Source organism: Flexivirga caeni, from assembly GCF_003724155.1.
GTDB lineage: Bacteria > Actinomycetota > Actinomycetes > Actinomycetales > Dermatophilaceae > Flexivirga > Flexivirga caeni.
On sequence record NZ_RJJQ01000001.1, the window covers coordinates 138,004 to 160,167 of the forward strand.

The following is a 22,164-nucleotide window of genomic DNA, read 5'->3' on the forward strand; positions in this document are numbered from 1 at the left end:
CGATCCGACCACAGGGCAAGATTGTCGGCATGCGCCCCATGCTCGCCACCCCGGCGGACACCGTCCCGTCAGGAGAGGACTGGATCCACGAGGTCAAGTGGGACGGCATGCGAGTGCTGGCGCAGGTGGCAGGAGATAAGGTCCGTCTCTCCTCCCGCTCGGAGCGCGATGTCTCGGTCGCCTTCCCCGAACTGCTGGGGCCGGCCTCCGGCCTGCAGGGGTATGACGACCTGGTGCTCGACGGTGAAGTGGTCGTCATGTCCGGTGGAGTTCCGTCCTTCGCGGCACTGGCCGAGCGGTTCAACGTGTCCGATCCGGCGATGGCAGCCCGGCTGGCCGGCACGGCTGCGGTCACCTACCTGGTGTTCGACGTGCTGCAGGCAATGGGTCGGCCGACCCTGGCCATGCCGTTGCGGCAGCGGCGGCAGCTGCTGGACGGACTGCCATTGCAATCGCCGGTCGTGCACGTCCCGGCGTGGTTCACCGACGGCGCCGAGCTGGCCGCGGCGACGGCCGCGCAAGGTCTGGAGGGTGTCGTCTCCAAGCGACTGGCCTCGCCATACCGGCCCGGGCGGCGTACACCCGACTGGCGCAAGATCGTGCACCGGCGCACCGACTCGTTCGTGGTGTGCGGCTGGCTGCCGGAACGAGACAACCCGGGCGCGCTCGGGTCGGTCTATCTGGCGACACCGACTCCGGACGGCCCAATGATCTTCCGGGGCCGGGTAGGGTCCGGCCTGGCGGGAGGCCGCGGCGCCGAGTTGCTCGACCGGCTGCGCGAAATCCCTTCACCCGACTCACCGTTGACCGAAGAGCCGGTGTGGGAAGCGGACCGCGGTGCGATCCAGTGGGTGCGGCCCGAGTTGATCGCGGACGTGGAATTCCTGGGCATTTCCGACGGCGGCCAGCTCCGGCAGCCGACCTGGCACGGCCTGCGGCACGACCTGACCGCGGCAGATCTGATCGGGACGGAGACGGCGGCCGATGACTGACCAGATCATCACCGAAGTCGACGGGCGCCGACTGAAGCTGAGCAACCTCGACAAGATCCTCTATCCCGGCACGGAGACGACCAAGGGTGAGGTCCTGCACTACTACACCCAGGTGGCGCCGGTTCTGCTGGAGGTCGTCGCCGGGCGCCCAGCGACCCGCATCCGCTGGCCGCACGGCGTCGCCGACCTGTCGTTCTTCGAGAAGAACCTGCCGGCGGGCGCCCCGGCCTGGTTGCCGCGCATCACCCTCGCCTCCTCCGATTCCCGGGGGTCCGGCGATGACGTGACTTATCCGGTGATCGGTTCACTGGCCGATCTGGTCTATCTGGTCAATCTGGCATCACTGGAATTCCATGTGCCGCAATGGAGACTGGAGAACGACACGCCGGCCAATCCCGATCGATTGGTGATCGACCTCGATCCGGGAGCCCCCGCCGGCCTGACCGAATGTGCGCAATTGGCGCTCATCGTCCGCGATCGACTGGCCAGCATCGGACTCGAACACTGTGTGCCGGTGACGTCGGGCAGCAAAGGAATGCAGGTGTATGCCGCGCTTAACGGTCGCGAATCCAGCGCTGCCGTGCGCGATGCCGCCCGGGAATTGGCGCAGCAACTGACCCGAGAACATCCGGACCTGGTTGTCTGGAAGATGACGAAGTCGAAGCGGCCGGGAAAGGTGCTGCTCGACTGGTCGCAGAACACGGCCGCAAAAACGACCATCGCACCCTATTCGATGCGCGGCAGGGAACAGCCGACAGTGGCCGCGCCACGGACCTGGGCGGAGATCGCGCATGGTGCAACGCATTCCGGGACGCTGCGGCAACTCCTCGTCGAGGAGGTCCTGGCCCGGCTGGAGGAGCAGGGCGATCTCTTCCACTCCGGTTTGCTGGGCCGGTGACCGCTGTGGCTGCTGCCGTCGGCCCGGAACAGCAGAACACCCCCGAACCGCACCTGTTCTGCGGTCATGACCGGGGGTGTTCGGCTATACCGCGGCGGCAGGAATTCTGGTCGCGGTCATCTCGTAGGTCTCAGGAATTTGCGCGTGCGTAAGCTTCCTGGACCTCCGCGGAGACGCGGCCGCGGTCGCTGACCTTGTAGCCGTTCTTCCGGCCCCATTCGCGCACCTTGTTCAGGTCGGTGCGACCGGATGCCTGGCGAACCGGCATTGCGCCACGTGCCCGTCCGCGAACCGGGCGGGCATGACCGATCCATTTCGCGAGGTCGTCCCGCAACTGCGCAGAGTTGGCAGCCGAAAGGTCGATCTCGTAAACCTTGCCGTCAAGGCCGAAGTTCACCGTCTCGCTGGCCTCGGACCCGTCGAGGTCGTCCTCGAGCAGAATCTGGACGCGCTGAGCCATTGCACATTCTCCTACCGTGGTTTGACGTGCTGGAACACCCACGCTAACACAACTTGCCAGGCCTAATTCAAGACGCAACGAATGCATCTTCGAAGACGAAATATACCTGCGGAGCAAATCCCTGCTTCAGCGGTCGTCGGCGGCAGACTTTTGCTCCGCGGCGATGCGGTCCTGCTCGAGTTCCCACTGCGCGTGCGCAATCCGCTCGCGCCGGTCACCCTCCATCATGTGCTTGAGAATGATGTAGAGCAGATAGAGCAACCCGATCGACGGAATCAGAGTCTCGATGTACGGCCACACACCTGCCATGGTATGCCCGTTGTCCGGGAGCGCCGAACCTCGGGCGCTGCGGGCGAAGGACGGGCAACCCAGACTTGGGAGACGCTCACTCCTCCACTGTCGCCTGTATCTGGTGCTCGATTGGCTCCCGTGCCGTTTTCGCCCAGGTCGAACGGCCGAGCAGCATACGCAGCAACCCCCGCAACAGCACCGGGAACACCAACCACGAATAGACCGTGTACGGCAACACACACAGCACCGCCGAGAGTGCTCCCCGCATGCCGCGCCCCCGCGTCAGCAGCCCGAGCAGTCCCGGCCCGAAAGACAACAGCAGGTAGAAGGCCAGTATCGGCCACGCCCCGCGCCAGAACGACAGATCGTCGAACGCCGCCAGCAACACGGCAGCGACCAGCGCGGAGCCGGTGAGTAGTTGGAGGATCGGCATGATCAGGTAATAGGCCATGTCCAGCCGGGCGACCACAGGCACGTTCGCCCGCCTCGTGCCACCGATGAGGCCGACCGACTCCCATGCGCCTTGGGCCCATCGGGTCCGCTGGCGGTACAGCCGCCGCAACGATGACACGCCCTGCTGCTCCACCGTGGCGTCCATCTCTTGCGCCCCACGCCAGCCGGCCTGCAGGAGTCGCACCCCGATGTCCTGATCCTCGGTGAGCCGATGACGCCACGGTCCGTCATCGACAGCCACCTCGTCCAGCGCGGCCAACCGGTTCGCCTGACCGTTTCCGCCCATATTCGCAGTGCCCCATGCCGTCCGGCCGAGTTGATAGACGCCCCCGAATACCGCGAATTCGACATCCTGCGCCCAGGTCAGCCACCCGCGCCTGTTATAGATGCGCACCAGGGATTGGACTCCCGCGACTCGCTCCTGGACGAAATGCCGCGCGAAATGCCGCGGCGCATCCTGCGACAACCTCCCGTCGGCATCCACCACGACCACCACCACGCGATCAGTGGTCCAGGCTCCTGCAGCCTGGTCCAGCACGACATCGTGGGTATGCCGCCACGCGGCGTTCAATGCCGCTGCCTTGCCCCGACGCGCATCCGGAAGATCTCGCCGCAGCACGCTCAGGTCTGAGCCGGCGAATCGCTCCAGCACTGCGGGGGTTCCGTCGTCCGATCCGTCGTCAATCACCAGAATGACCTTGTGTGTCGCCTGCACCGCCCGCAGCCGCGCGACGCTGTCGGCAATCGTCACCTCTTCGTTGAGCGCCGGCACCATGAAAACCCACAGAAAGTCTGCCTCATCCGCGTCTGGCATCGAACGCCGCCGAACCCTGCTGGCATTGACCCGCAGTATCACGACTGAAAGCAACGACGTAGCCGTCACCGCCAGCACGCACCAAAAGAGAATGTCGACGTCCGTGGGCAGCCCGGCATACGGGTCGTACCACGCGGCAGATGTCACCGAAGGGCCACTTCTTCGATCGGGGTTTGCTCGACCGGCTCGGCGATCCCGCGTCCAGGGGCCGGGCGAGTGATCGCCGACGGGTCATGCTCCCAGCCGGCTGCACGCAGCACTTCAATCCGGTTGAAACCGCTCAGATACGAATCCGGCGGGCGCTTCCCGAAAGCGATGTGAATCATCGCGCGGACAATCCGCGCCGCGGTGTGGCCGTCACCGTAGGGGTTCTCGGCCGCCGTCATCCGAAGCCGGGCCTGCGGATCGTCCAGCAGTTCGCACGCAGCGGCCACGATGCGCTCGGTATCCGTGCCCACCAACCTCAGCGTGCCAGCGTCTACTCCTTCCTGCCGCTCGGTGGATTCCCGCACGACAAGCACGGGTGTGCCGAGCGAAGGCGCCTCCTCCTGCACACCCCCGGAATCGCTGATCGCCAGACACGCCCGCCCGAGCAGCCGAGCGAAACCGAGGTAATTCATCGGCTGCACCAGCGACACGTTGGGCTTGCCTTCCAGCATCGGTCGCAACGTCTGCGCCACCCGCGGGTTCGGGTGCAGTGGTAACACGAACCTGACGTGCGGATACCGGTCGGCCAACAGCACGATGGCCGCCGCGATCCGCCGCAGGCCATCTCCCCAATTCTCCCGCCGGTGCGTCGTCACCACCACCACAGGGGTCGACTCGTCATCCTCCAGGTCGGCAAGCTCAGGAGCGCCGTAGGGCGCCTTCCGCTCCGCCGCCCACTGCAACGCGTCGATCGCGGTGTTGCCACACACGAAAATCAGACCCGTCGGGATGCCCTCCCGGATCAGCCGCTCCTTGTTACTGTGCGTCGGCGCAGCGTGAAACGTCGCAATGCGCGAAATTACCTGCCGATTGAGCTCCTCCGGGAACGGCGACAGTGTGTTGGAAGTCCGCAGCCCGGCCTCGACATGGATCACCGGGATCTGCAGGTGAAACGCCGACAGCGCCGCAGCAGCCGCAGTGCTGGTATCACCATGCACCACACACGCCGCAGGGTAGGCGTTGTAGTCCCGATCCCCCACCTTCTTGTCGGCCGGCCCGAACCGTTCGATGCAGAAGTCCTGCAATCCGATCAGCACCCGGGAGAACAGCGCGTTGAGGGTGATTCCCGGCTCGCCGACGCCCAGGTTGGCATGTGGTGCGAGGGAATCCAGCGCCAGGACGGACTCCACAACCCCCGGATGCTGGCCAGTCGCGATCACGAATGGCTCAAGGAGACGATTGTCGGTCATCTCCCGAATCAACGGCAGCAGCTTGATCGCCTCCGGTCGCGTGCCGACAACGACCAGCACCTTTCGCTTGACGAACGGATCAGTTGCCGTCGTGTCGATGCTCATGAAATAACCCTATGACCACGCCGCCCCAGGAGGGATGCCCCGGCCGTGCGGTAATGCCGAAATCTCACCTGGCCTTCGTGAGCCGCAGTGAGCCGGGAATCACCGCATCAGCGCTCCGGACCAGAACGGGCATTCAGAAGAGCGACTGCTGACCCGTGCCCGCGCTACCGGCCTCGTGCGCGAGCAGCCATTGCTTGCGCTCGATGCCTCCGCCATAGCCCGTCATGCTGCCGTCGGCGCCGATCACCCGATGACAGGGAATGACGATCGAGATCGGGTTGCGGCCGTTGGCCAGCCCGACCGCCCGGCTGGCGCTCGGTGCTCCGATGTGCGCGGCGAGTTCGCCGTAGCTCCAGGTGCGCCCATAGGGAATGTCGCACAGCGCACGCCATACGCGTTGCTGAAATTCAGTGCCGCCCGGCCGCAGCGGCAGGTCGAACTCGGTGCGGTCGCCGGCGAAGTATTCCCGCAGTTGCCGGCTCGCCTCGGCGAGCAGCGGGTCGTCCGCCACGCGCGAGCCGAATTCGTCGCTGCCTGGGGCGTGCCGGTGGCTCTGCAGGTAGACGGCGACCAGCTGGCCACCGTCCGCCACGAGGGTCAGGTCCCCGATGGGTGTCTGCTCCAGCACGGTATGGCGCTTCGCCGCGCGGCTGTCATCCGTGGTCATCACACGTCGCTCCTTGCTGTGCCGGGCGAGTCCTCGCCGGGCAGTCGATTGATTTCGTGCGAGCCGCTGGCCCACAAGTGCTGCACGGCATATGCGCGCCAGGGTCGCCACGCGAGGCTTGCCTGCGTCTGGGACGCTCCACGATCGGGAAGTCCCAGCGCCGCCATCGCCTGCCGCACCCCGAGGTCGCTCCCCACGAACGCGTCCGGGTCGCCGAGTGCCCGCATCGCCACCCCCTCGGCCGTCCACGGTCCGATGCCGGGCAGCGCGAGGAGCGCCGCCCGGGTGCGGCCCCAGTCGGCGCTGGGTGACACGTCGACCTCGCCGTCCGCGAGCGCGGCGGCCAGGGTGCGCAGCGTCGTCCGCCGGCTCTGCGGCATCGCCAGCGTGTCGTCGGTCGCGCCGGCGATCGTCCCCGGCTCAGGGAAGGTGGCCGTCAGTGCTCCTGCCGGATCCGCTACCCGGCTGCCGTATGCCGCCACCAGCCGCGCCGCATGGGTGCGCGCCGCCCGGGTGGAGATCTGCTGGCCGATGACCAGCCGCAGCGCGAGCTCCGCACCGTCCACTGTTCGCGGGACTCGCCGCCCCGGAGCCGCTGCGACCATCGGTGCCAATCGGTCGTCGCCGGAGAGATGCGTGTCGACCGCTTCGGGATCGGCGTCGAGGTCGAGCAGCCAGCGGCACCGGCTGATGGCGACCGGGAGGTCGCCGAGATCGCGCAGCCAGAGACGCGCCCCGACATACCCGTCGTCGGGATGCAGCGCGACGATCGCCGGGCCGTGGGGCAGCGTCACGGTCCGCCGGTATGCCCCGTCCCGCCATTCCTCGACGCCGGGCACGGCGGTCGCGGCCAGGTGACCGAAGAGATTGTCGACGCGCAGTGGCCGGCGGAACGGCAGCCGGACCTGCAGGTAGTGCCACGCGCGACCCGGACCACCCGAAACGGACGCGGAAACCGTTGACCTCGCACGCATTTCACGTGGCGTCATCGCGAAGACCTCGCGCACTGTGTCGTTGAAGGACCGGATGCTCCCGAAACCCGACGCGTGGGCGACCTCGGTCAGCGGGAGCGTCGTGGTCTCGATGAGCACTCGCGCGGTCTGTGCACGCTGGGCTCGCGCGAGCGAGAGCGGTGAAGCGCCGAGCTCGGCACGCACCTGGCGCTCGATCTGACGGGTGCTGTAGCCGAGCCGGCGGCTGAGGCCGGCCACCCCTTCGCGATCGACCACCCCGTCGCCGATCAGCCGCATCGCGCGGGCGACCAGGTCGGCGCGAACGTTCCATTCCGGTGACCCAGGACTGGCGTCGGGGCGGCAGCGCTTGCAGGCCCGGTAACCGCCCGCCTGGGCCGCGGCCGCGCTGGGGAAGAAGGTGATGTTGCGTGGTTTCGGCGGAGTTGCCGGGCAGCTCGGGCGGCAGTAGATCCCCGTCGTGCGCACGGCCGTGACGAACCAGCCGTCGAAGCGCGCGTCGCGAGCGCGGACGGCCGTCATACAGGCCTGGGAATCGAGCATGCGTCCAGTCTGCACTCGCCACACCGACACTGACTAGCAGAAAAACGACATGTCGGTTTTCTGCCAATTTGCGGCGATCAGCTCGGCGCAGGGCCGATCTCGAGTGGCAGATTGTCGATCAGCCGGGTCGTGCCGACCTTCGCTGCGACGGCGAGCAGCGCGGGACCGCGATACCACTCCGGCACCTGCTCCAGCGAGTCCGGATGCACCAGCACCAGATAGTCGACGAGCGCGAGCGGTTCGCGAACCAGCACGTCGCGCGCGGCCCGTCGCACCGCCGCGGGACCGGCCGCGGCCTGGCTCTCCCCCGCCCGGAGCGCTCGCGACAGCGCGAGCGCGACCTCGCGGTCCGCCGGGCTGAGGTAGGTATTGCGGCTGCTGAGGGCGAGGTCGTCGTCCTCCCGGACGGTCGGCACCGCGATGATCTCCACCTGGAAGTCGAGATCGCGCACCATCCGGCGGATCAGCAGCAGCTGTTGGGCGTCCTTCTGCCCGAAGAACGCGAAGTCCGGCTGCACCAGGTGCAGCAGCTTGGCGACCACGGTGAGCACCCCGTCGAAGTGCCCTGCGCGGGAGGCGCCTTCGAGCACCTCGCCCAACGCGCCCGCTGAGACGCGCACCCCGGGCTCACCCTGCGGATAGACGACGTCAGGTGTCGGCGCGAAGACTACGGAGGCTCCCTCGCGGGCGCAGATCTCCAGGTCGGCGTCGAACGTCTGCGGGTAGCGCGACAGGTCCTCGCCGACGGCGAACTGGAGCGGGTTGAGGAAGATCGTGACGACCACATGATCAGCGGATCTCTTTGCGGTGCGGATCAATTCGGCGTGGCCCTCGTGCAGCGCACCCATCGTCATGACCACGGCCACATTCCCCTGCAACGCGCCGCGGGCAGCGAAGAGGTCTTCGCGGGTGTGCGCAACCACCGGCTGACTGGTCATGGCTTCTCCTTCGGGGCGAGCAGGTCGAGCATCGGCTGGACGCTCTCTGCGGGCATGGCGTGGCGGGCTGCGGTGCGCTGCGTCGTGGCGAGCGCAAGTGCGCGGTATGCGGACACGATGTCCTCGGGCCGGCCGGCGAGCGCGTCCAGGTGCGCAGCAATCGTGCCGACGTCACCGCGGGCTATCGGACCGGTCAGGGCTCGATCGCCGCGTTGCAAGGCGTTCTCCAGCGCCGCGTCGAGCAGCGGCCGCAGCAGCAGATCGGAGGCGTCCACGCCGATCTCGCGCAGCAGCTGCGCCGCTTGGGCGACGATCGTGGTCAGGTGGTTGGCGGCGTGCGAGAGCGCCGCGTGATAGAGCGCGCGGTCCTCGTCGGCCAGCCGGAACGGTTCTCCCCCGAGGTCGAGCGCGAGCGCGTCGGCGACCAGGTCCGCACCCATCGACGCCGTCACCGCGATCGGCGCGCCGGTGATGCGGCCGACGTCCTCCGCGGACCCGGTGAACGTCATCACCGGGTGCAGCACCACTGCGTCGCCGCCTGCGTCGAGCACGGGCTGCAACACGTCGAGACCACGAAAACCGCTGGTGTGTATGGCGAGCCGGCCTCCCTCCCACGCGCCCTGTGCCGCGAGGCCGGAGACGAGCGGACCGATCGCGTCGTCGGGAACGGTGAGCAGCACGACATCCGCGGACGCGACGACCTGGTCGACGTCCCGCACCGGCACACCGGGCAGCAGGGTTTCCGCACGCTCCAGCGACTCCGCACTGACAGCACTCACCGCGACGATCTCGTGTCCGGCCTGCCGCAGTGCGGCGCCGAGCACGGATCCGACGCGACCGGCGCCGACGACGCCGACCCGCAGCGTCGGCCGGGCGAACTGCGTCATCGCAGCCCACCCGCGAATCCGGAAAAGGTCACCGCCCGACGCTATCGGACTCCGTCCGGCCCGCGCGCGGCATACCCGCATGGGCGCACGCTCCCGCGACGCTACCGCCGCCTACGCTCGGGTCCGTGGAGTGGCGAACCTGGCAGGACGCATGGCAGGAGGCGCTCTATGGCCCGGCCGGTTTCTACCGCCGGCTCGAAGGGCCGGCGGGCCATTTCGCGACCTCTGCACAGGGCATCCCCGGCGCCGGCGCGACGCTGGCGCAGGCAATCGTCGCGCTAGCGGCCGGGGCGGGCTGCACCCGCGTCGTCGACGTCGGTGCCGGACGCGGCGAACTATTGGCCGGGATCGCCGCCGTCGCACCGGAGCTGGAGCTGACCGGGGTGGACGTGGTCGAGCGCCCGGCGGGGCTCCCCGACACCGCCGGCTGGCTGATCTCCTCCGGCGGCCGCGACCTGCCCGCCGGGCTGACCGGGTTGGAGCACGCGCTGGTGCTCGCCCACGAATGGCTCGACGTCGTGCCCTGCCCGGTCGTCGAGTTCGACGGGGTCGGATGGCGACACGTCGAGGTCGACGACGAAGGCCGCGAGCGCGCCGTGGCTCCCGTGAATGCGGCGGAACTGCAGTGGCTGCAACGGAATTGGACTGCGAAACCACCCGTCCGCGCCGAGGTCGGACTGCCACGCGACGCCGCCTTTCGGGCGCTGCGGGACCGCATCGTCAGCGGGCTCGTCGTCGTGGTCGACTACGGGCATCTCGCCGCAGCCCGGCCGGGTGACGGGACGCTGACCGGATATCGCGACGGCAGGCAATGTCCGCCTCGTCCCGACGGGACCACCGACATCACCGCGCACGTCGCGATGGACACGCTGGGTGCGGATCGGCTGGTATCGCAGCGCGACCTCTTCGCACAGCTGCGGCTGCGACCACCGGATCCGCCGATCGACCTCGCGCGCGAGGACCCTGCGGCATACCTCAGCGGGCTTGCGGCCCGCAGCGCCTACGCGCAGCTCGTCGCGCCGGGTGGCCTCGGCGATTTCTGGTGGGCGCTCACGGCGGTCGGGTGAGGGTCGCCGGGTCGGCCGGCCAGCGCCTCAGTTGCTCGGCCGAAGGACGGCCACAGACTCAGTTGCTGGGCCGGAAGGTCGTGAAGATCTCGTCCAGCAGACTCGCCGAGAGTTCCTTGCCGGCCGGCGCGCCGAGCAGGCGCACGGAGACCAGCTGGTAGGACTTGCCGCCCGCCGAGAACGTGACGGTTCGGACCTCGTATTGCTTGCCCTTCTCACACGCGTTGGGCGTGCCGACAGCAGTCGTGATGGTGTATTCCAGCGCCGGGATGGTGCCCTGGTCGACCTTGATCTGCTTGGCGGGCGACATCGGGCTTTCCTTCGCCTTCGACCCGTTGTTCTTCAGGGCGATGGCGTCGGCAGTGCGCTGCGCGACGTCCGGGCCGGCGTCGGACGGATCCCGCTTGCCGACGTTGACCAGGCCGAGCCAGGCGGTCTGGTCGGTCTTGGCCGACGGGCAGAAGCCGACGGCGAACTGTGCCGGCGCCTTGGTGACGACCAGCGGATTTCCCTTGTTGTCGTCGTAGCCGAAGAGCGTGTCGCTCGCGCTGAGCGTCCACTCGCTGTTCTTCGGCACATCGAAGATGCCCCGGTTGTCATCGGCCTGCTGTGCTTGCCAGCCCGGCTTCAGCGCTCGCTGGCCCGCCGCGACGGTCGGGTTCACCCAGGTGGTCGCCGTCACCGGAGGCAGACTGCTCGTCGACGGCGTCGCAGCCGCCTTCTTCGGCGAATTGTCACCTCGCGTCAGCGCGAAGATCGCCACCGCGGCAATGACCACCACCAGAGCCGCAGCGGCTCCGATCAGCACCTTGCCGCGGCCACCTCCGCCACCACCGCCCTTCGATGGCACGACCACACCTTCACCGGATGCCGCCGAGAACTGGTCGTAGTAGGAACTCTGCGGATTGCCCATCGTCGGACCGACATTCGGCCCCGTCTCACCCGTCGACCACGACGGCGGCTGCGGCTCCTGCCCCCCGGTCGTCCATGGCTGTGGCTGGCCACCTGTCCACGGCTGCTCGCCGCCGGACCAGGTCTGCTGACCGCCGGGGTTGTTCCACTGCTCGCCGGCGTTGCCGGCCGGCGCCGAACCGCCGGGCTGCTGCGCCTGCGGCGCTGGTTGCTGCTGCGGCGGGCCGGGCTGTTGCTGCGGCGCACCCTGCCCGGGCAGCTGGTGACCACCAGGCCGTCCGGGCAGCGGCTGGGCGCCCGGGTTACCCGGCGGCCCCTGCTCCGGCCGCTCGTCGGGCCCCGGCCCCTGGCCATCACCTTGATTGCTCACGTCGGACAGGCTACCCAGTCGCACTGAGCGCGGTCATCGACCACGATCACCCCTTATGCGGGAGTCAGTTCGGTCGGAAGGTCGAGATGATTTCGTCCAGTTCCTTGTCCGACAGCTCCGGTTTCACACCGAGCAGCCGGATTGCCACCAACTGGTACGACTGCTTGTCAGCCGAGAAGGTGACCGTCCGGATCTCGTAGGTCTTTCCCTTCTCGCACGCGTTCGGCGCACCGGAGGTCGCCGTGATGGTGTATTCCAGCGCCGGAATGGAGCCCTGGTCCACCGTGATCTGCTTCCCTGCGGACAATGTGCCTTGCTTACCGGTCACCTTGGTGGCGTCCGCGTTGAGCGTTAAGACCTTGGCGAACTGTTCAGCGACGGCCGGTCCGGCCTGGGCCGGGTCCCGGTTACCGATCTTGGAGAGACCGAGGACAGCCGTCCGGTCCTTCTTGTCGGACGGGCAATAGCCGTCACCGAACTCGGCCGGCCCGTTGATCACCGCAAGGGTGGTGACGCTCTCGGCAGATCCCCACGAGGCTGTCCAGCCACTCGGATCGACCTTCCAGTCCTTGGAGATCGGCACGTCATACACGCCAGGCGCGTTCCCCGATGCCGTCTGCGCCTTCCAGCCGGCCTGCAGTGCCCTGGCCCCGGCAGCCATCGTGGGGTTGACCCAGGTGGTCGGGGTGACCGGGGGCAGGCTGCTCGTCGCCGCGGGCGTCGCAGCCGCCTTCTTGGGCGAGCTGCCACCCCTCGTCAGCGCGAAGATCGCCACCGCCGCGATGACGACCACCAGAGCGGCGGCCACCCCGATCAGCACCTTGCCGCGACCTCCACCGCCACCGCCCTCCGGCGGTATGACGACACCCTCGCCGGACGCCGCCGAGAACTGGTCGTAGTAGGAACTCTGCGGATTGCTCATCGTCGGACCGGCGTTCGGCCTGGTCTCACCCGTCGACCACGACGGCGGCTGCGACTGCTGGCCCCCGGTCCAGGGCTGCTGGCCACCCGACCACTGGCCGTTGTTCTCCTCCGGCGACCGTCCGCCGCCCCCTGACTCGCTCACAGCACACTGCCTCTCGCGTTGTCGGTGTCGTTCGAGGTTAGCCGGGCACGGTATGCCGCGGCGTTGAGTCGATTGCCGCATCCCAGGTCGCAATAGCGCTTCGAGCGGTTGCGAGACAGGTCGACCAGCACGCCGTCGCAGTCGTCCGCGGCACACGTGCGCAGCCGCCCGAGCTCGCCGAGGCGCACCACGTCGACCAGCGCCATCGCGACCTCGACCAGCCAGCGAGAAGCGAGTGGCGCGTCCGGCCGCGTCGCGTGCAGGTGCCAGTCCCAGCCGTCGTGCCGCACCAGTTGCGGCAGTGCGGACTCCCTGCGCAGCAGTGCATTGACCCGCTCGACGATGTCTGCCTCATCGCCGGACCACAGCGCCCGGATCTCAGGGCGGATGGCGCGAACCGCCCGGCGCTCGGCCGCATCACCACTGACCGGGCCGGTCCACTCCCAGCCGTGCACGAAGCGCAGATAACTGGACCGGTCGAGCAACGGGTCCGGATCCTCGGACGCGGTGTTGACCAGGCTGGCCGCACTGGTCAACGCCACTGCTGTGTCATGGGCAAATACCACTTTGACTCCTGTCTGAGGCGACCCTACGATCTTCCTTGCGTCATGAGTAAACTTCCTTTTCACTCCTGACGCATCTTTCGAGCCGCAAGGAGTCCATCCATGACCACCGACGCCCTGACCGCCTCCGGCGTTCCCGTCGACCTGCCCACGCAGGCCGATGCGCGCCCGGCGGGTCCCGGCGTCGCCACCATCGGGCTCGCCCTCGCGTCGGCCGCGGCCTTCGGCATGTCCGGCAGTCTCGCCACCGCGCTGCTGCGCAGCGGCTGGTCGCCCGCAGCTGCGGTGACGGCGCGCATCGGCCTGGCCGCGCTCGTCCTGGCCGGACCGACCGTCTGGTCGCTGCGCGGGCGATGGCACCTCCTCCGCCGCAAGGCGCTCGCCATACTCGTCTACGGCCTGACCGGGGTCGCCGGCTGCCAGCTCGCCTACTTCAACGCGGTCCAGCACCTGTCGGTGGGCGTCGCGCTGATGCTCGAATACCTCTCGCCGGTGCTGCTCGTGCTCGGGTTCTGGGCGTGGACGCGCCGCCGCCCGGCAACGCACACCATCGCCGGCACACTGGTCTGCATCGGCGGGCTGGCGCTCGTGCTCGACGTCTTCGGCGGCGCCCGCCTGTCAGTCGTCGGCGTCCTGTGGGGCCTGGGTGCCGCAGCGTGCTCCGCGGCATACTTCGTCATCGCGGGCCGGGCGGACGACGACCTGCCGCCGCTCGCCCTCGCCGGTGTCGGTATGGCGGTGGGCGCCGTCGCGCTGTGCCTGCTCGGCGTGGCCGGTGTGCTGCCGATGCACGCGACGACCGCCGACACGACGTTCGCGGGGCAGCACGTGCCGTTCTGGCTGCCCCTCGTGGCGCTGGCGGTGATCTCGACCGCCTTCGCCTACTTCACCGGCGTCATCGCCGCCCGCGGGCTCGGCCGGACCATCGCGTCGTTCGTCGCGCTGGCCGAGGTGCTCTTCTCCGTGGTGTTCGCGTGGCTGCTGCTCGGGCAGCTGCCGCTCGCCATCCAGCTGCTGGGCGGTCTGCTGATCGTCGGCGGCGTCGTGCTGGTCCGCCTCGGCGAGCTGCGCTCCCTCTGATCGAGAGGACCCCAAACCGCACGAGCGGACCCCAAGATCCGCCCTATTTCGGGTCCCCTCGGCACGTTATGGGTCCTCTCGATCGGGATGGCAGACTGGCCCCCATGCCCACGCCGGATCGCGAACTCACCGTCGGAGTCGGCGCCGGGGGGCTGGCGACGGCGGACATGGTGCTCAACATCGGGCCGCAGCACCCGGCCACCCACGGCGTCCTGCGCCTACGCATCACCCTGGACGGCGAGCGCATCAAGTCGGCCGAGCCGATCGTCGGCTACATGCACCGTGGTGCCGAGAAGCTCTTCGAGGTGCGCGACTACCGGCAGATCATGGTGCTGGCCAACCGGCACGACTGGCTGTCCGCGTTCAGCAACGAGATCGGCGTCGCGCTGGTGGTCGAACGCATGCTGGGTATGGACGTGCCCGAACGCGCGACCTGGGCGCGCACCCTGCTCGCCGAGCTCAACCGGGTGCTCAATCACCTGATGTTCCTCGGCTCCTACCCACTGGAGCTGGGCGCGATCACCCCGATCTTCTACTCGTTCCGCGAGCGCGAGGAGCTGCAGGCTGTCATGGAGGAGATCTCCGGCGGCCGGATGCACTACATGTTCGGCCGGGTCGGCGGGCTGCGCGACGACATCCCGGTCGGCTGGATCGGCCGCGTCAGTGCGGCAATCGCCGCCGTACGACGCCGCCTGCCCGATCTGGAGAGCCTGCTGGTCGGCAACGAGATCCTGCGGGCACGCACCCATGGCATCGGGGTCGTCGACGCGAAAACTGTTGCGGCATACGGCATCTCGGGGCCGATCGCACGCGCCTCCGGCGTCGACGTCGACCTGCGCCGCGACCAGCCCTACCTCGCGTATGACGAGCTCTTCGCCCCCGGCGGGCCTGGCCGGGTCGTCACGCGCACCGACGGAGACTGCCTCGCCCGCCTCGAAGTGCTGCTGGAGCAGGTGCACGTGTCGCTCGACATCGCGCAGGCCTGCGTCGACCGGCTCGCGGCCCTGCCCGTCGGCCCGGTGAACGTCAAACTGCCCAAGGTGCTGAAAGTGCCGGAGGGCATCGACTACTTCGCGACCGAGAACCCGCTCGGGTTCAACGGCTACTACCTGGTCTCGCGCGGCGACAAGACGCCGTGGCGGCTGAAGCTGCGTTCGGCGTCGTTCAACAACATCCAGGTCCTCGGCGAACTGTTGCCGGGGAACCTGCTGGCCGACATGGTGGCGATCCTGGGGTCGATGTTCTTCGTCGTCGGTGATATCGACAAGTAGTGGGGGCGGGGCGGCATACCCGAGCCCGACGCTCACGAGTGACGGCCGAACCCGCCATTGACGCCGCTGCTGCACCGTCAGCGACCGGCTCGACCGTCAGCGGCAGTTTCGACCGTCAGCGACCGCGGTCGGGTCAGGCTCCGCGGATGAGGCGGTCGCCGTAGACGTCCTCGAGTTTCTGGTTGCGCTCGTGACCGCCGGGCACGTTCGCCGAGATGTAGACCGGCGGCTCCCCGGACTGCTGCAGCCGCGCGATCGTCCCAATGGTGAGCAGCTGCGCAATGAAGGCCGCCGTCAGTGACGACACCGCACCGCAGCCGACGCCGTCGACCTCCAGGGTCGTGTCACCGTATGGCGCGAGGTTGTCGATGACCACGTCGGCGATCTCCGAAAGCCGTTTGCCGCTGGGGTGTTTCGGCTCGACGGCCGCAGTGTGCTCGAGACTGGTGACGGCGATGACCGGGTAACCGTGCCGCTTCGCCTCCAGCGCGAACCCGACGATCGACCCGTTGACGCCGGAGTTGGAGGCGATGACGATCACGTCGCCGGGAGTCGCCGGCACGAGCGCCCACAGCTTCTCGGCGATCTGCGGATCGCGCTCCAGCAGGCTGCTGCCGAGCATCGAGCGGTCCGCGTCACCGCGCAGCACCAGGTCGCGCAGCGCAATCTTGTTGGTCGGGATGAGCCCACCGGCCCGACCGGCGATCTCCATCGCGAAGGCCTCGGAGTGGCCGGTGCCGAAGACGTGCACGATGCCGCCGTCGCCGATCGAATCGGCGAGCAGGTCGATCGCCGGGTCGAGGCCGCCGGACTCGGCGAGCGCTTCGAGGCGCTGCAACCGGGACGTCGTCTGGGCGAGGAAATCTGCTGTGTGGCTCATCTGCTGGCTCCCGGAGTGACTGGTGACATTGCGGTTTCGATCCTATGGCGGCGCCCCGCGTCCCGCACTCGCGACCGTCGCGCCATCGGGACAGGATCTGCGCCATACCGCGTCCCGCACTCGCGACCGTCGCGCCTTCGGGACGGGCGGGACGGGCGGGACCGGAAGGACACACTGGACACACCGGGCACACTGGACACCGAAGAACCCACACCGATCGGAGCAATCCCGTGCCGGAGACCACTGCTTTCACCGAGTCACCCGAACGGCAGGCGCTGCGCGCCTCGGTGGCGGACTTCGCCGCCGGGTTCGGCGAGGACTACTGGCTGGCCTGCGCGCGCGACGGGCGCAAGACCGACGAGTTGTGGGCGGCCGCGGGACGGCAGGGCTATCTGGGCGTCGCCGTCCCCGAGGAGTATGGCGGGGGCGGTGGCGGCATCGGCGATCTCGCTGCGGTGGCCGAGGAGTTGCAGACGGCCGGCTGCCCGCTGCTGCTCATCGTGGTGTCGCCCGCGATCTGCGGGTCCATCATCGGCCGCTTCAGGACGCCCGCGCAGAAGCAGCGCTGGCTGCCCGGATTCGCCGACGGCACCCGCAAGATGGGGTTCGCGATCACCGAGCCGGACGCCGGGTCCAACTCGCACAACATCCGCACCACCGCGGAGCGCGACGACGCGACCGGCGACTGGATCCTGCGTGGTGACAAGGTCTTCATCTCCGGGGTCGACGAGGTCCAGGACGTGATGGTCGTCGCCCGCACGACCCACAACAGGCCGGGGAAGCTGCGACCGGCTCTGTTCGTCATACCCACCGACGCGCCGGGCTTGCACTACTCCCCCATCGACCTTGGGATCCTCGCTCCCGAAAAGCAATTCGCCGTGCAGCTCGACGACGTGCGACTGCCCGCGGACGCACTCGTCGGCGACGCCGACGCGGGCATCGAGCAGCTCTTCGCCGGGCTCAACCCGGAGCGGATCATGGCCGCCGCCACCGCGACCGGCATGGCCCGGCTCGCGCTGCGCAAGGCGGTCGCCTACACCAGCACCCGCGAGGTGTGGGGCGCGCCGATCGCGACACACCAGGCGATCTCGCACCCGCTCGCGCAGTCGCACGTCGAGACCGAACTCGCCCGGCTGATGACCCAGCGTGCCGCAGCCCTGTGCGATGCGGGCGACTTCGCGGGCGCCGGCGAGGCGGCGAACATGGCGAAGTTTGCCGCCGCCGAGGCCGCCTGCACCGCGGTCGACCGGGCGGTCCAGGCGCACGGCGGCAACGGCCTGGCGGAGGAGTACGGGCTGGTCCACCTGATCGGCAACTCCCGGATGATCCGCATCGTGCCGGTCAGCCGCGAGATGCTGCTCAACTTCGTCGCGCAGACCGGTCTCGGGCTGCCGCGGTCGTACTGACCGGACCTACCGACCCAGCACCCGGTCGAGATAGGGGTTGGTGAAGACCCGCTGCGGGTCGAGCCGATCCCGCAGCGCGGTGAAGTCGTCGAATCTCGGGTACCGCGAACGGAGTTCGGCCGCATCGAGCTCGTGCATCTTGCCCCAGTGCGGCCGGGCTCCGAGACCGTCCAGCATCGCCCAGAACGCCTCGAAGTAGCGGCGGTGGTCGCGGGCGACATACTGGTGGATCGCGATGTAGCCGGTCTCCCGCTCGTATGCCGTGGACAGCCACAGCTCGTCGGGGGCGGCGAAGCGCACCTCCACCGGGAAGGCCACGACCTCGACCCGGCGCTGCAGCCAGGAGCGCAACTCGCGCAGCACTCCGGGCAGCGCCGACCGGGGCACCGCGATCTCGCTTTCCCGGAAGACCACCTCCCGCTGGGAGGCGAACACGCGGTAGGACCAGTCGGTGAACTCCCGGCGCGAGAGCGCCCGCGCCGACACCTGGTTCATCGCCGGGATGATCCGGGGCGCCCGCGTCGCGGCCTTGTTGAGCACCCCGAAGAGCTTGTTGGACAGCAGGTCGTCGTCGACCCGGCTGCGCCAGGCGGGCAGCGGGGCGCGCCGGCTCTCGCCGGACACCCGGGTGTTGCGCTTGGTCAGCACCCGGTCGGTGTGCGGAAACCAGTAGAACTCGAAATGGTCTGTGCCGTCTACGCGTTCGTCGATGCCGTCGAGCGTCTCGTCGAACGATGCGGGCGCCTCGACGGCGTGCAGCAGGAAGCTCGGCACGCACTGGATCTGCAGCGCGGTCACGATGCCCAGCGCGCCCAGGCTCAGCGCGACGGCCGGCAGCAGGTCGGCGTGCTCGGTGTCGGTGACCCGCAGCACCGAACCGTCGGCCACGACCAGTTCCACTCCCGTCAGCTGACCCGCGATGCCGGTGAAGGCGGCTCCCGTGCCATGCGTCCCGGTGGACACCGCGCCGGCGATCGTCTGCCGGTCGATGTCGCCGAGGTTGGTCATCGCCAGGCCGCGCCGCTGCAGTTCGGGACCGAGCACGTGCAGCGGAGTGCCCGCGTGCACCCACACCCGGCCGCTCGCTTCGTCGACCGATCGGATGCCCGACAAGCGGTCCATCCGCACCAGCACGTCGGTCGGCTCGGCGATGCCGGTGAACGAGTGCCCGGCGCCGACAGCCTTCACCCGGCGACCGGAGAGCGCGCTCTCCTCGCACAGCAGCTGCAGGTGCGGCACGTCGTGGGCCATCACCACCTCGCGCGGACGGCTGGAGACGGTCCGTGCCCAATTGCTCCACTCAGCCAAAGTTCTGCCCTTCGCCACGGTAGGTCGCCAGCCGGTCGGTGATCGCACCGTCGCGCACCAGCAGAATCTCATTGAAGCGTTCGCACATCTCGCCGGCCTTCGCGTGCCGGAACCACACCAGGTCACCGACGGCCAGCTGCCGGGCGGCCCCGCCGCGCAGCGGTGTCTGCACTTCGCCGGCGCCCTCGGTGCGCAGCAGGTGCAGCCCTTCGGGATGCACCGGCCGCGGCGTCCGGGACGGCCCGGCGACGCCGGACGCCGAGTAACCGCCACTGAAGGTGACGGCGATGTCGGACCGTGGTTTGCGCACCACGGGCGAGGCGAAATAGGCGGCCGGACGGAGGTCGGTGCCGTCATACCCGTCGAACAGCGTGGGGGTGAAAAGCCCTGAGCCTGCAGCGAGTTCGGTGACCGAGTAGTCCCAGTCGGCGTGCAGGCTGCCCGTGCCGCCGGCGTTGACGAGCTCCAGCTCGGCATACTGCTCCACCGCGGCACGCACCTCGCGCCGTCGCACCCGCAGGTCCTCGGCGGACTTGCGCTTCACCAGCCGGATGGCGGGGCCGGTATCCTGCATGCCGGCGATCTGCGCGTCGTAGAACATCAGGCCGACCAGCCGGACCCCCGCGAATCCCTGTGCCACCCGGGCAAATTCAGCGGCTTCCCGCGGCGTGTGCACACTGGAGCGGTGCACGCCGAGATGGGCAGGGCCGAGGTCCAGCGAGCTGTCGACGTCGAGGCACACCCGCACCACATGCTCGCCGGCAGCGCGCTGCAGGATGCGCAGATGGTCGGGCAGGTCGGCCATGAACGTCACGCGCTCGCGCAACTCGGCATCCGCGGCCACTTCGGCGACCACTGCCGCATCCACGGTGGGATAGGCGACCAGCACGTCGTCGGCGCCGTGCTGCGCGAGCCAGCCCGCTTCGGCCGCGGAGTAGGCGAGCACGCCCTGGTATCCCGGCTCGCGCAGCACCTGCTCGATCAGCCCGCGCACGCGAATCGACTTGGAGGCCAACCGGATCGGCAGGCCGGCGGCCCGGGCACGCATCTCCTGGAGGTTGTGTTCGTATGCCGCCAGGTCGAGCACCGCCACCGGTGCGCCCACCGGACCGACCGCACCCCAGAGCGAGGGATCCGGCCTCCCACCACGATCACCGCGCGGCCTGTTCACGCCTGCTCCCCGGTCGCGTCCAGCGCGCCGGCGAGCAACTGCGCGAAGAGGTCCATCACCTGCTGCGCCTGCGCGTCGTCGCTGGTGACGATCCAGGACAGGCTGACACCGTCGGCGACCGCGATCACCAGCCGGGCGAGCACTCCGGCGTCGACCGGCAGGGAGCGCCCCAGGTCGGCGGCGTACCGCTCCAGCGCGGAGAGCACCGCGCCATACGTGTGATCGATCAGCTGCAGCGCGATCCGGCGCTCGTCCTCGTCGCCGCGCGCCAGGTGCGTCAGCAGCTCGTAGATCAGCAGCTGTCGCCGCCGGTCGCTGCCGATCTGCTGCCAGTAGGCGCGGAAGGCGGCGAGCAGCGCTTCGTGCGTCGGCAGTTGTTCCAGGTGGCCGACATCAATGACCGGTGGCTTAATGCTGTCCGCCACTGCGCCGATCAGCGCGGCCTTCGAGCCGAAGCAGTAGTGCACCGTGCCCAGCGGCACCCCGGCTTCCTTGGCGATGCGGCGGACGGTCGCCGCATCGAGGCCTTCGGCGACGGCGACGCGAACCGTCGCGTCCACGAGCTCGACGCGCCGGTCTTGTGCGGACAGGCGAGGCATACGCCGAGTCTAGTCGCGGAGTTGAACAACCGTCCATGAAAATGGGCGAAGAGAAACCCCACCTCACGCGGTGCGGGATGCCACCTGCCCGGGCAGGTCGCGCAAAACCAGCACTGCGTCCCCGTCGCCCAGCGGGTCGAGCAACCGCACCGCTTGCTCCGCGACCGCGTCGGTATGACGACGAGCCTGCTCCAGCGCGGGGTGAGCGCGCAACAGCGCCAACGCTTCCGCGTGCTCCGCATCATCGGTCAACGGGTGCGACAGCAGCGACTTGAGCCGCTCGTCGGCGCGATCCTGCGAAGCGCGGACGTAGAGCACCGGGAGCGTGGTCACACCTTCGCGCAGGTCGGTGCCGGGCGTCTTGCCGGACTCATCCGAGACGATGTCGAGCACGTCGTCCGACAACTGGAAGACCATGCCGACGAGTTCGCCATACTGGCGCATGATCTCGACCGTCTCGGGCGGGCAGCCGCCGAACATCGCGCCGTAGCGGGCCGCGGTGGCGATCAGCGAACCCGTCTTGTCGGCGAGCACGCCGAGATAGTGCTCCATCGGGTCAGCGCCGGCCGGAGCCTGCCGGTCGTCACGTATCTGCCCCGCGCACAGCCGCACGAAGGTCTGCGCCTGGATGCGGGCCGCCTCGCTCCCGAGTCCGGCCACGATCTCCGACGCGCGGCCGAAGAGCAGGTCGCCGACGATGATCGCGGTGATGTTGTCGTATGCCGCATTGACGCTCGACTTGCCGTGCCGGCGCTCCGCCGCGTCCATGACGTCGTCGTGGTAGAGCGAGGCGATGTGCGTCAACTCGACGCCGACCGCCGCGTCCACGACCGCGTCGTTGACGCCGGCCCCGAGCTCCGAGGCGAGCAGCGTCAGCAGCGGGCGGAACCGCTTGCCGCCCGCCAGCAGGTGCTGTGACGCACCTGCGATGAACTCGTCCTCGTGCTGCACGACCTCGGTCAGCCGGGCGTCGACCGCGGCCAAGCCGTCGGTCAGCCGGTCGCTGAGCGCCTGGCTGGCCGACGGCATCAGCGTGGCCGGCCGACTCATGACAG

General features: G+C 69.0%; 22 protein-coding genes. 6 read left to right on the forward strand and 16 right to left on the reverse strand.

Annotation, left to right across the window (positions count from 1 at the left end; translation table 11 throughout):
• Positions 1-29: 29 nt before the first annotated feature.
• Together ligD (EFY87_RS00675) and ligD (EFY87_RS00680) are read left to right on the forward strand one after the other, a co-directional pair.
• Complete coding sequence (ligD, locus tag EFY87_RS00675) at positions 30-992, forward strand: non-homologous end-joining DNA ligase (protein ID WP_123269384.1); 963 nt, start codon at positions 30-32, stop codon at positions 990-992.
• Positions 985-1,890, forward strand: a complete 906-nt coding sequence (gene ligD, locus EFY87_RS00680) for a non-homologous end-joining DNA ligase (RefSeq protein ID WP_123269385.1) — start codon at positions 985-987, stop codon at positions 1,888-1,890. The genes ligD (EFY87_RS00675) and ligD (EFY87_RS00680) overlap by 8 nt, the downstream gene beginning before the upstream one ends.
• 130 nt (positions 1,891-2,020) lie before the next feature.
• On the opposite strand, the gene EFY87_RS00685 is transcribed toward ligD (EFY87_RS00680), so the two are convergent.
• From EFY87_RS00685 to EFY87_RS00720, 8 genes are all read right to left on the reverse strand, one after another.
• The gene (locus EFY87_RS00685; protein WP_123269386.1) at positions 2,021-2,350 is read right to left on the reverse strand and encodes a histone-like nucleoid-structuring protein Lsr2; all 330 of its coding nucleotides are present in this window, start codon (positions 2,348-2,350) and stop codon (positions 2,021-2,023) included.
• A gap of 126 nt (positions 2,351-2,476) precedes the next feature.
• Positions 2,477-2,659, reverse strand: a complete 183-nt coding sequence (locus tag EFY87_RS00690; RefSeq protein WP_123269387.1) for a hypothetical protein — start codon at positions 2,657-2,659, stop codon at positions 2,477-2,479.
• 76 nt (positions 2,660-2,735) lie between these two features.
• Positions 2,736-4,055, reverse strand: a complete 1,320-nt coding sequence (locus EFY87_RS00695; protein ID WP_123269388.1) for a glycosyltransferase family 2 protein — start codon at positions 4,053-4,055, stop codon at positions 2,736-2,738.
• Positions 4,052-5,410: a non-hydrolyzing UDP-N-acetylglucosamine 2-epimerase gene (wecB, locus tag EFY87_RS00700; RefSeq protein WP_123269389.1), complete on the reverse strand. Its 1,359-nt coding sequence runs from the start codon at positions 5,408-5,410 to the stop codon at positions 4,052-4,054. The genes EFY87_RS00695 and wecB overlap by 4 nt, the downstream gene beginning before the upstream one ends.
• Before the next feature lie 133 nt (positions 5,411-5,543).
• Complete coding sequence (locus tag EFY87_RS00705; RefSeq protein ID WP_123269390.1) at positions 5,544-6,077, reverse strand: methylated-DNA--[protein]-cysteine S-methyltransferase; 534 nt, start codon at positions 6,075-6,077, stop codon at positions 5,544-5,546.
• Positions 6,077-7,591 carry an AlkA N-terminal domain-containing protein gene (locus tag EFY87_RS00710; protein ID WP_123269391.1) on the reverse strand — a complete coding sequence of 505 codons (1,515 nt, stop codon included), beginning with the start codon at positions 7,589-7,591 and terminating at the stop codon, positions 6,077-6,079. The genes EFY87_RS00705 and EFY87_RS00710 overlap by 1 nt, the downstream gene beginning before the upstream one ends.
• A gap of 77 nt (positions 7,592-7,668) precedes the next feature.
• Entirely contained in the window at positions 7,669-8,529 is an 861-nt protein-coding gene (gene panC, locus EFY87_RS00715) for a pantoate--beta-alanine ligase (protein ID WP_123269392.1), read from the reverse strand.
• Positions 8,526-9,416, reverse strand: coding sequence for a Rossmann-like and DUF2520 domain-containing protein (locus EFY87_RS00720; protein WP_123269393.1), 891 nt, complete (start codon positions 9,414-9,416; stop codon positions 8,526-8,528). Before EFY87_RS00720 ends, panC begins: the two co-directional genes overlap by 4 nt.
• 125 nt (positions 9,417-9,541) lie before the next feature.
• Here EFY87_RS00720 and EFY87_RS00725 point away from each other — a divergent pair, with 125 nt between their 5' ends.
• The gene (locus tag EFY87_RS00725) at positions 9,542-10,483 is read left to right on the forward strand and encodes an SAM-dependent methyltransferase (protein ID WP_123269394.1); all 942 of its coding nucleotides are present in this window, start codon (positions 9,542-9,544) and stop codon (positions 10,481-10,483) included.
• Positions 10,484-10,541: 58 nt separating this feature from the next.
• Here EFY87_RS00725 and EFY87_RS00730 read toward each other — a convergent pair whose 3' ends face one another.
• From EFY87_RS00730 to EFY87_RS00740, 3 genes are all read right to left on the reverse strand, one after another.
• Positions 10,542-11,765, reverse strand: coding sequence for a DUF8017 domain-containing protein (locus EFY87_RS00730; RefSeq protein ID WP_148043194.1), 1,224 nt, complete (start codon positions 11,763-11,765; stop codon positions 10,542-10,544).
• A 64-nt stretch (positions 11,766-11,829) separates the two neighbouring features.
• A complete protein-coding gene (locus tag EFY87_RS00735) occupies positions 11,830-12,831 on the reverse strand; it encodes a DUF8017 domain-containing protein (RefSeq protein WP_123269396.1) in 1,002 nt (333 codons plus the stop codon).
• Positions 12,828-13,373, reverse strand: a complete 546-nt coding sequence (locus tag EFY87_RS00740) for a CGNR zinc finger domain-containing protein (RefSeq protein WP_425459338.1) — start codon at positions 13,371-13,373, stop codon at positions 12,828-12,830. The genes EFY87_RS00735 and EFY87_RS00740 overlap by 4 nt, the downstream gene beginning before the upstream one ends.
• A 123-nt stretch (positions 13,374-13,496) precedes the next feature.
• On the opposite strand from EFY87_RS00740, the gene EFY87_RS00745 reads away from it, so the two are divergent.
• Entirely contained in the window at positions 13,497-14,474 is a 978-nt protein-coding gene (locus EFY87_RS00745) for an EamA family transporter (protein ID WP_123269398.1), read from the forward strand.
• A 104-nt stretch (positions 14,475-14,578) separates the two neighbouring features.
• On the forward strand, positions 14,579-15,745 hold the full coding sequence (locus EFY87_RS00750) for an NADH-quinone oxidoreductase subunit D (protein WP_123269399.1): 1,167 nt from the start codon (positions 14,579-14,581) through the stop codon (positions 15,743-15,745).
• A 133-nt stretch (positions 15,746-15,878) separates the two neighbouring features.
• Here EFY87_RS00750 and EFY87_RS00755 read toward each other — a convergent pair whose 3' ends face one another.
• The gene (locus EFY87_RS00755) at positions 15,879-16,625 is read right to left on the reverse strand and encodes a sugar isomerase domain-containing protein (RefSeq protein WP_123269400.1); all 747 of its coding nucleotides are present in this window, start codon (positions 16,623-16,625) and stop codon (positions 15,879-15,881) included.
• A gap of 230 nt (positions 16,626-16,855) precedes the next feature.
• On the opposite strand from EFY87_RS00755, the gene EFY87_RS00760 reads away from it, so the two are divergent.
• On the forward strand, positions 16,856-18,031 hold the full coding sequence (locus EFY87_RS00760) for an acyl-CoA dehydrogenase family protein (protein ID WP_245988272.1): 1,176 nt from the start codon (positions 16,856-16,858) through the stop codon (positions 18,029-18,031).
• A gap of 6 nt (positions 18,032-18,037) precedes the next feature.
• Here EFY87_RS00760 and EFY87_RS00765 read toward each other — a convergent pair whose 3' ends face one another.
• The 4 genes from EFY87_RS00765 to EFY87_RS00780 form a co-directional block, all read right to left on the reverse strand.
• On the reverse strand, positions 18,038-19,411 hold the full coding sequence (locus EFY87_RS00765) for a D-arabinono-1,4-lactone oxidase (RefSeq protein WP_220093448.1): 1,374 nt from the start codon (positions 19,409-19,411) through the stop codon (positions 18,038-18,040).
• Complete coding sequence (locus tag EFY87_RS00770; protein ID WP_245988276.1) at positions 19,332-20,510, reverse strand: alanine racemase; 1,179 nt, start codon at positions 20,508-20,510, stop codon at positions 19,332-19,334. The genes EFY87_RS00765 and EFY87_RS00770 overlap by 80 nt, the downstream gene beginning before the upstream one ends.
• Positions 20,507-21,109: a TetR/AcrR family transcriptional regulator gene (locus EFY87_RS00775; protein WP_123269403.1), complete on the reverse strand. Its 603-nt coding sequence runs from the start codon at positions 21,107-21,109 to the stop codon at positions 20,507-20,509. The genes EFY87_RS00770 and EFY87_RS00775 overlap by 4 nt, the downstream gene beginning before the upstream one ends.
• Positions 21,110-21,172: 63 nt before the next feature.
• Positions 21,173-22,159, reverse strand: a complete 987-nt coding sequence (locus tag EFY87_RS00780) for a polyprenyl synthetase family protein (RefSeq protein WP_123269819.1) — start codon at positions 22,157-22,159, stop codon at positions 21,173-21,175.
• Positions 22,160-22,164 lie beyond the last annotated feature (5 nt).

Bases quoted from the DNA above. Each gene is read 5' to 3' on its own strand.
- ligD (WP_123269384.1), top strand. From the start codon at position 30: ATGCGCCCCATGCTCGCCACCCCGGCGGACACCGTCCCGTCAGGAGAG.
- ligD (WP_123269385.1), top strand. From the start codon at position 985: ATGACTGACCAGATCATCACCGAAGTCGACGGGCGCCGACTGAAGCTG.
- EFY87_RS00685 (WP_123269386.1), bottom strand. From the start codon at position 2,350: ATGGCTCAGCGCGTCCAGATTCTGCTCGAGGACGACCTCGACGGGTCC.
- EFY87_RS00690 (WP_123269387.1), bottom strand. From the start codon at position 2,659: ATGGCAGGTGTGTGGCCGTACATCGAGACTCTGATTCCGTCGATCGGG.
- wecB (WP_123269389.1), bottom strand. From the start codon at position 5,410: ATGAGCATCGACACGACGGCAACTGATCCGTTCGTCAAGCGAAAGGTG.
- EFY87_RS00705 (WP_123269390.1), bottom strand. From the start codon at position 6,077: ATGACCACGGATGACAGCCGCGCGGCGAAGCGCCATACCGTGCTGGAG.
- EFY87_RS00710 (WP_123269391.1), bottom strand. From the start codon at position 7,591: ATGCTCGATTCCCAGGCCTGTATGACGGCCGTCCGCGCTCGCGACGCG.
- panC (WP_123269392.1), bottom strand. From the start codon at position 8,529: ATGACCAGTCAGCCGGTGGTTGCGCACACCCGCGAAGACCTCTTCGCT.
- EFY87_RS00720 (WP_123269393.1), bottom strand. From the start codon at position 9,416: ATGACGCAGTTCGCCCGGCCGACGCTGCGGGTCGGCGTCGTCGGCGCC.
- EFY87_RS00745 (WP_123269398.1), top strand. From the start codon at position 13,497: ATGACCACCGACGCCCTGACCGCCTCCGGCGTTCCCGTCGACCTGCCC.
- EFY87_RS00750 (WP_123269399.1), top strand. From the start codon at position 14,579: ATGCCCACGCCGGATCGCGAACTCACCGTCGGAGTCGGCGCCGGGGGG.
- EFY87_RS00755 (WP_123269400.1), bottom strand. From the start codon at position 16,625: ATGAGCCACACAGCAGATTTCCTCGCCCAGACGACGTCCCGGTTGCAG.
- EFY87_RS00765 (WP_220093448.1), bottom strand. From the start codon at position 19,411: ATGAGATTCTGCTGGTGCGCGACGGTGCGATCACCGACCGGCTGGCGA.
- EFY87_RS00775 (WP_123269403.1), bottom strand. From the start codon at position 21,109: ATGCCTCGCCTGTCCGCACAAGACCGGCGCGTCGAGCTCGTGGACGCG.
- EFY87_RS00780 (WP_123269819.1), bottom strand. From the start codon at position 22,159: ATGAGTCGGCCGGCCACGCTGATGCCGTCGGCCAGCCAGGCGCTCAGC.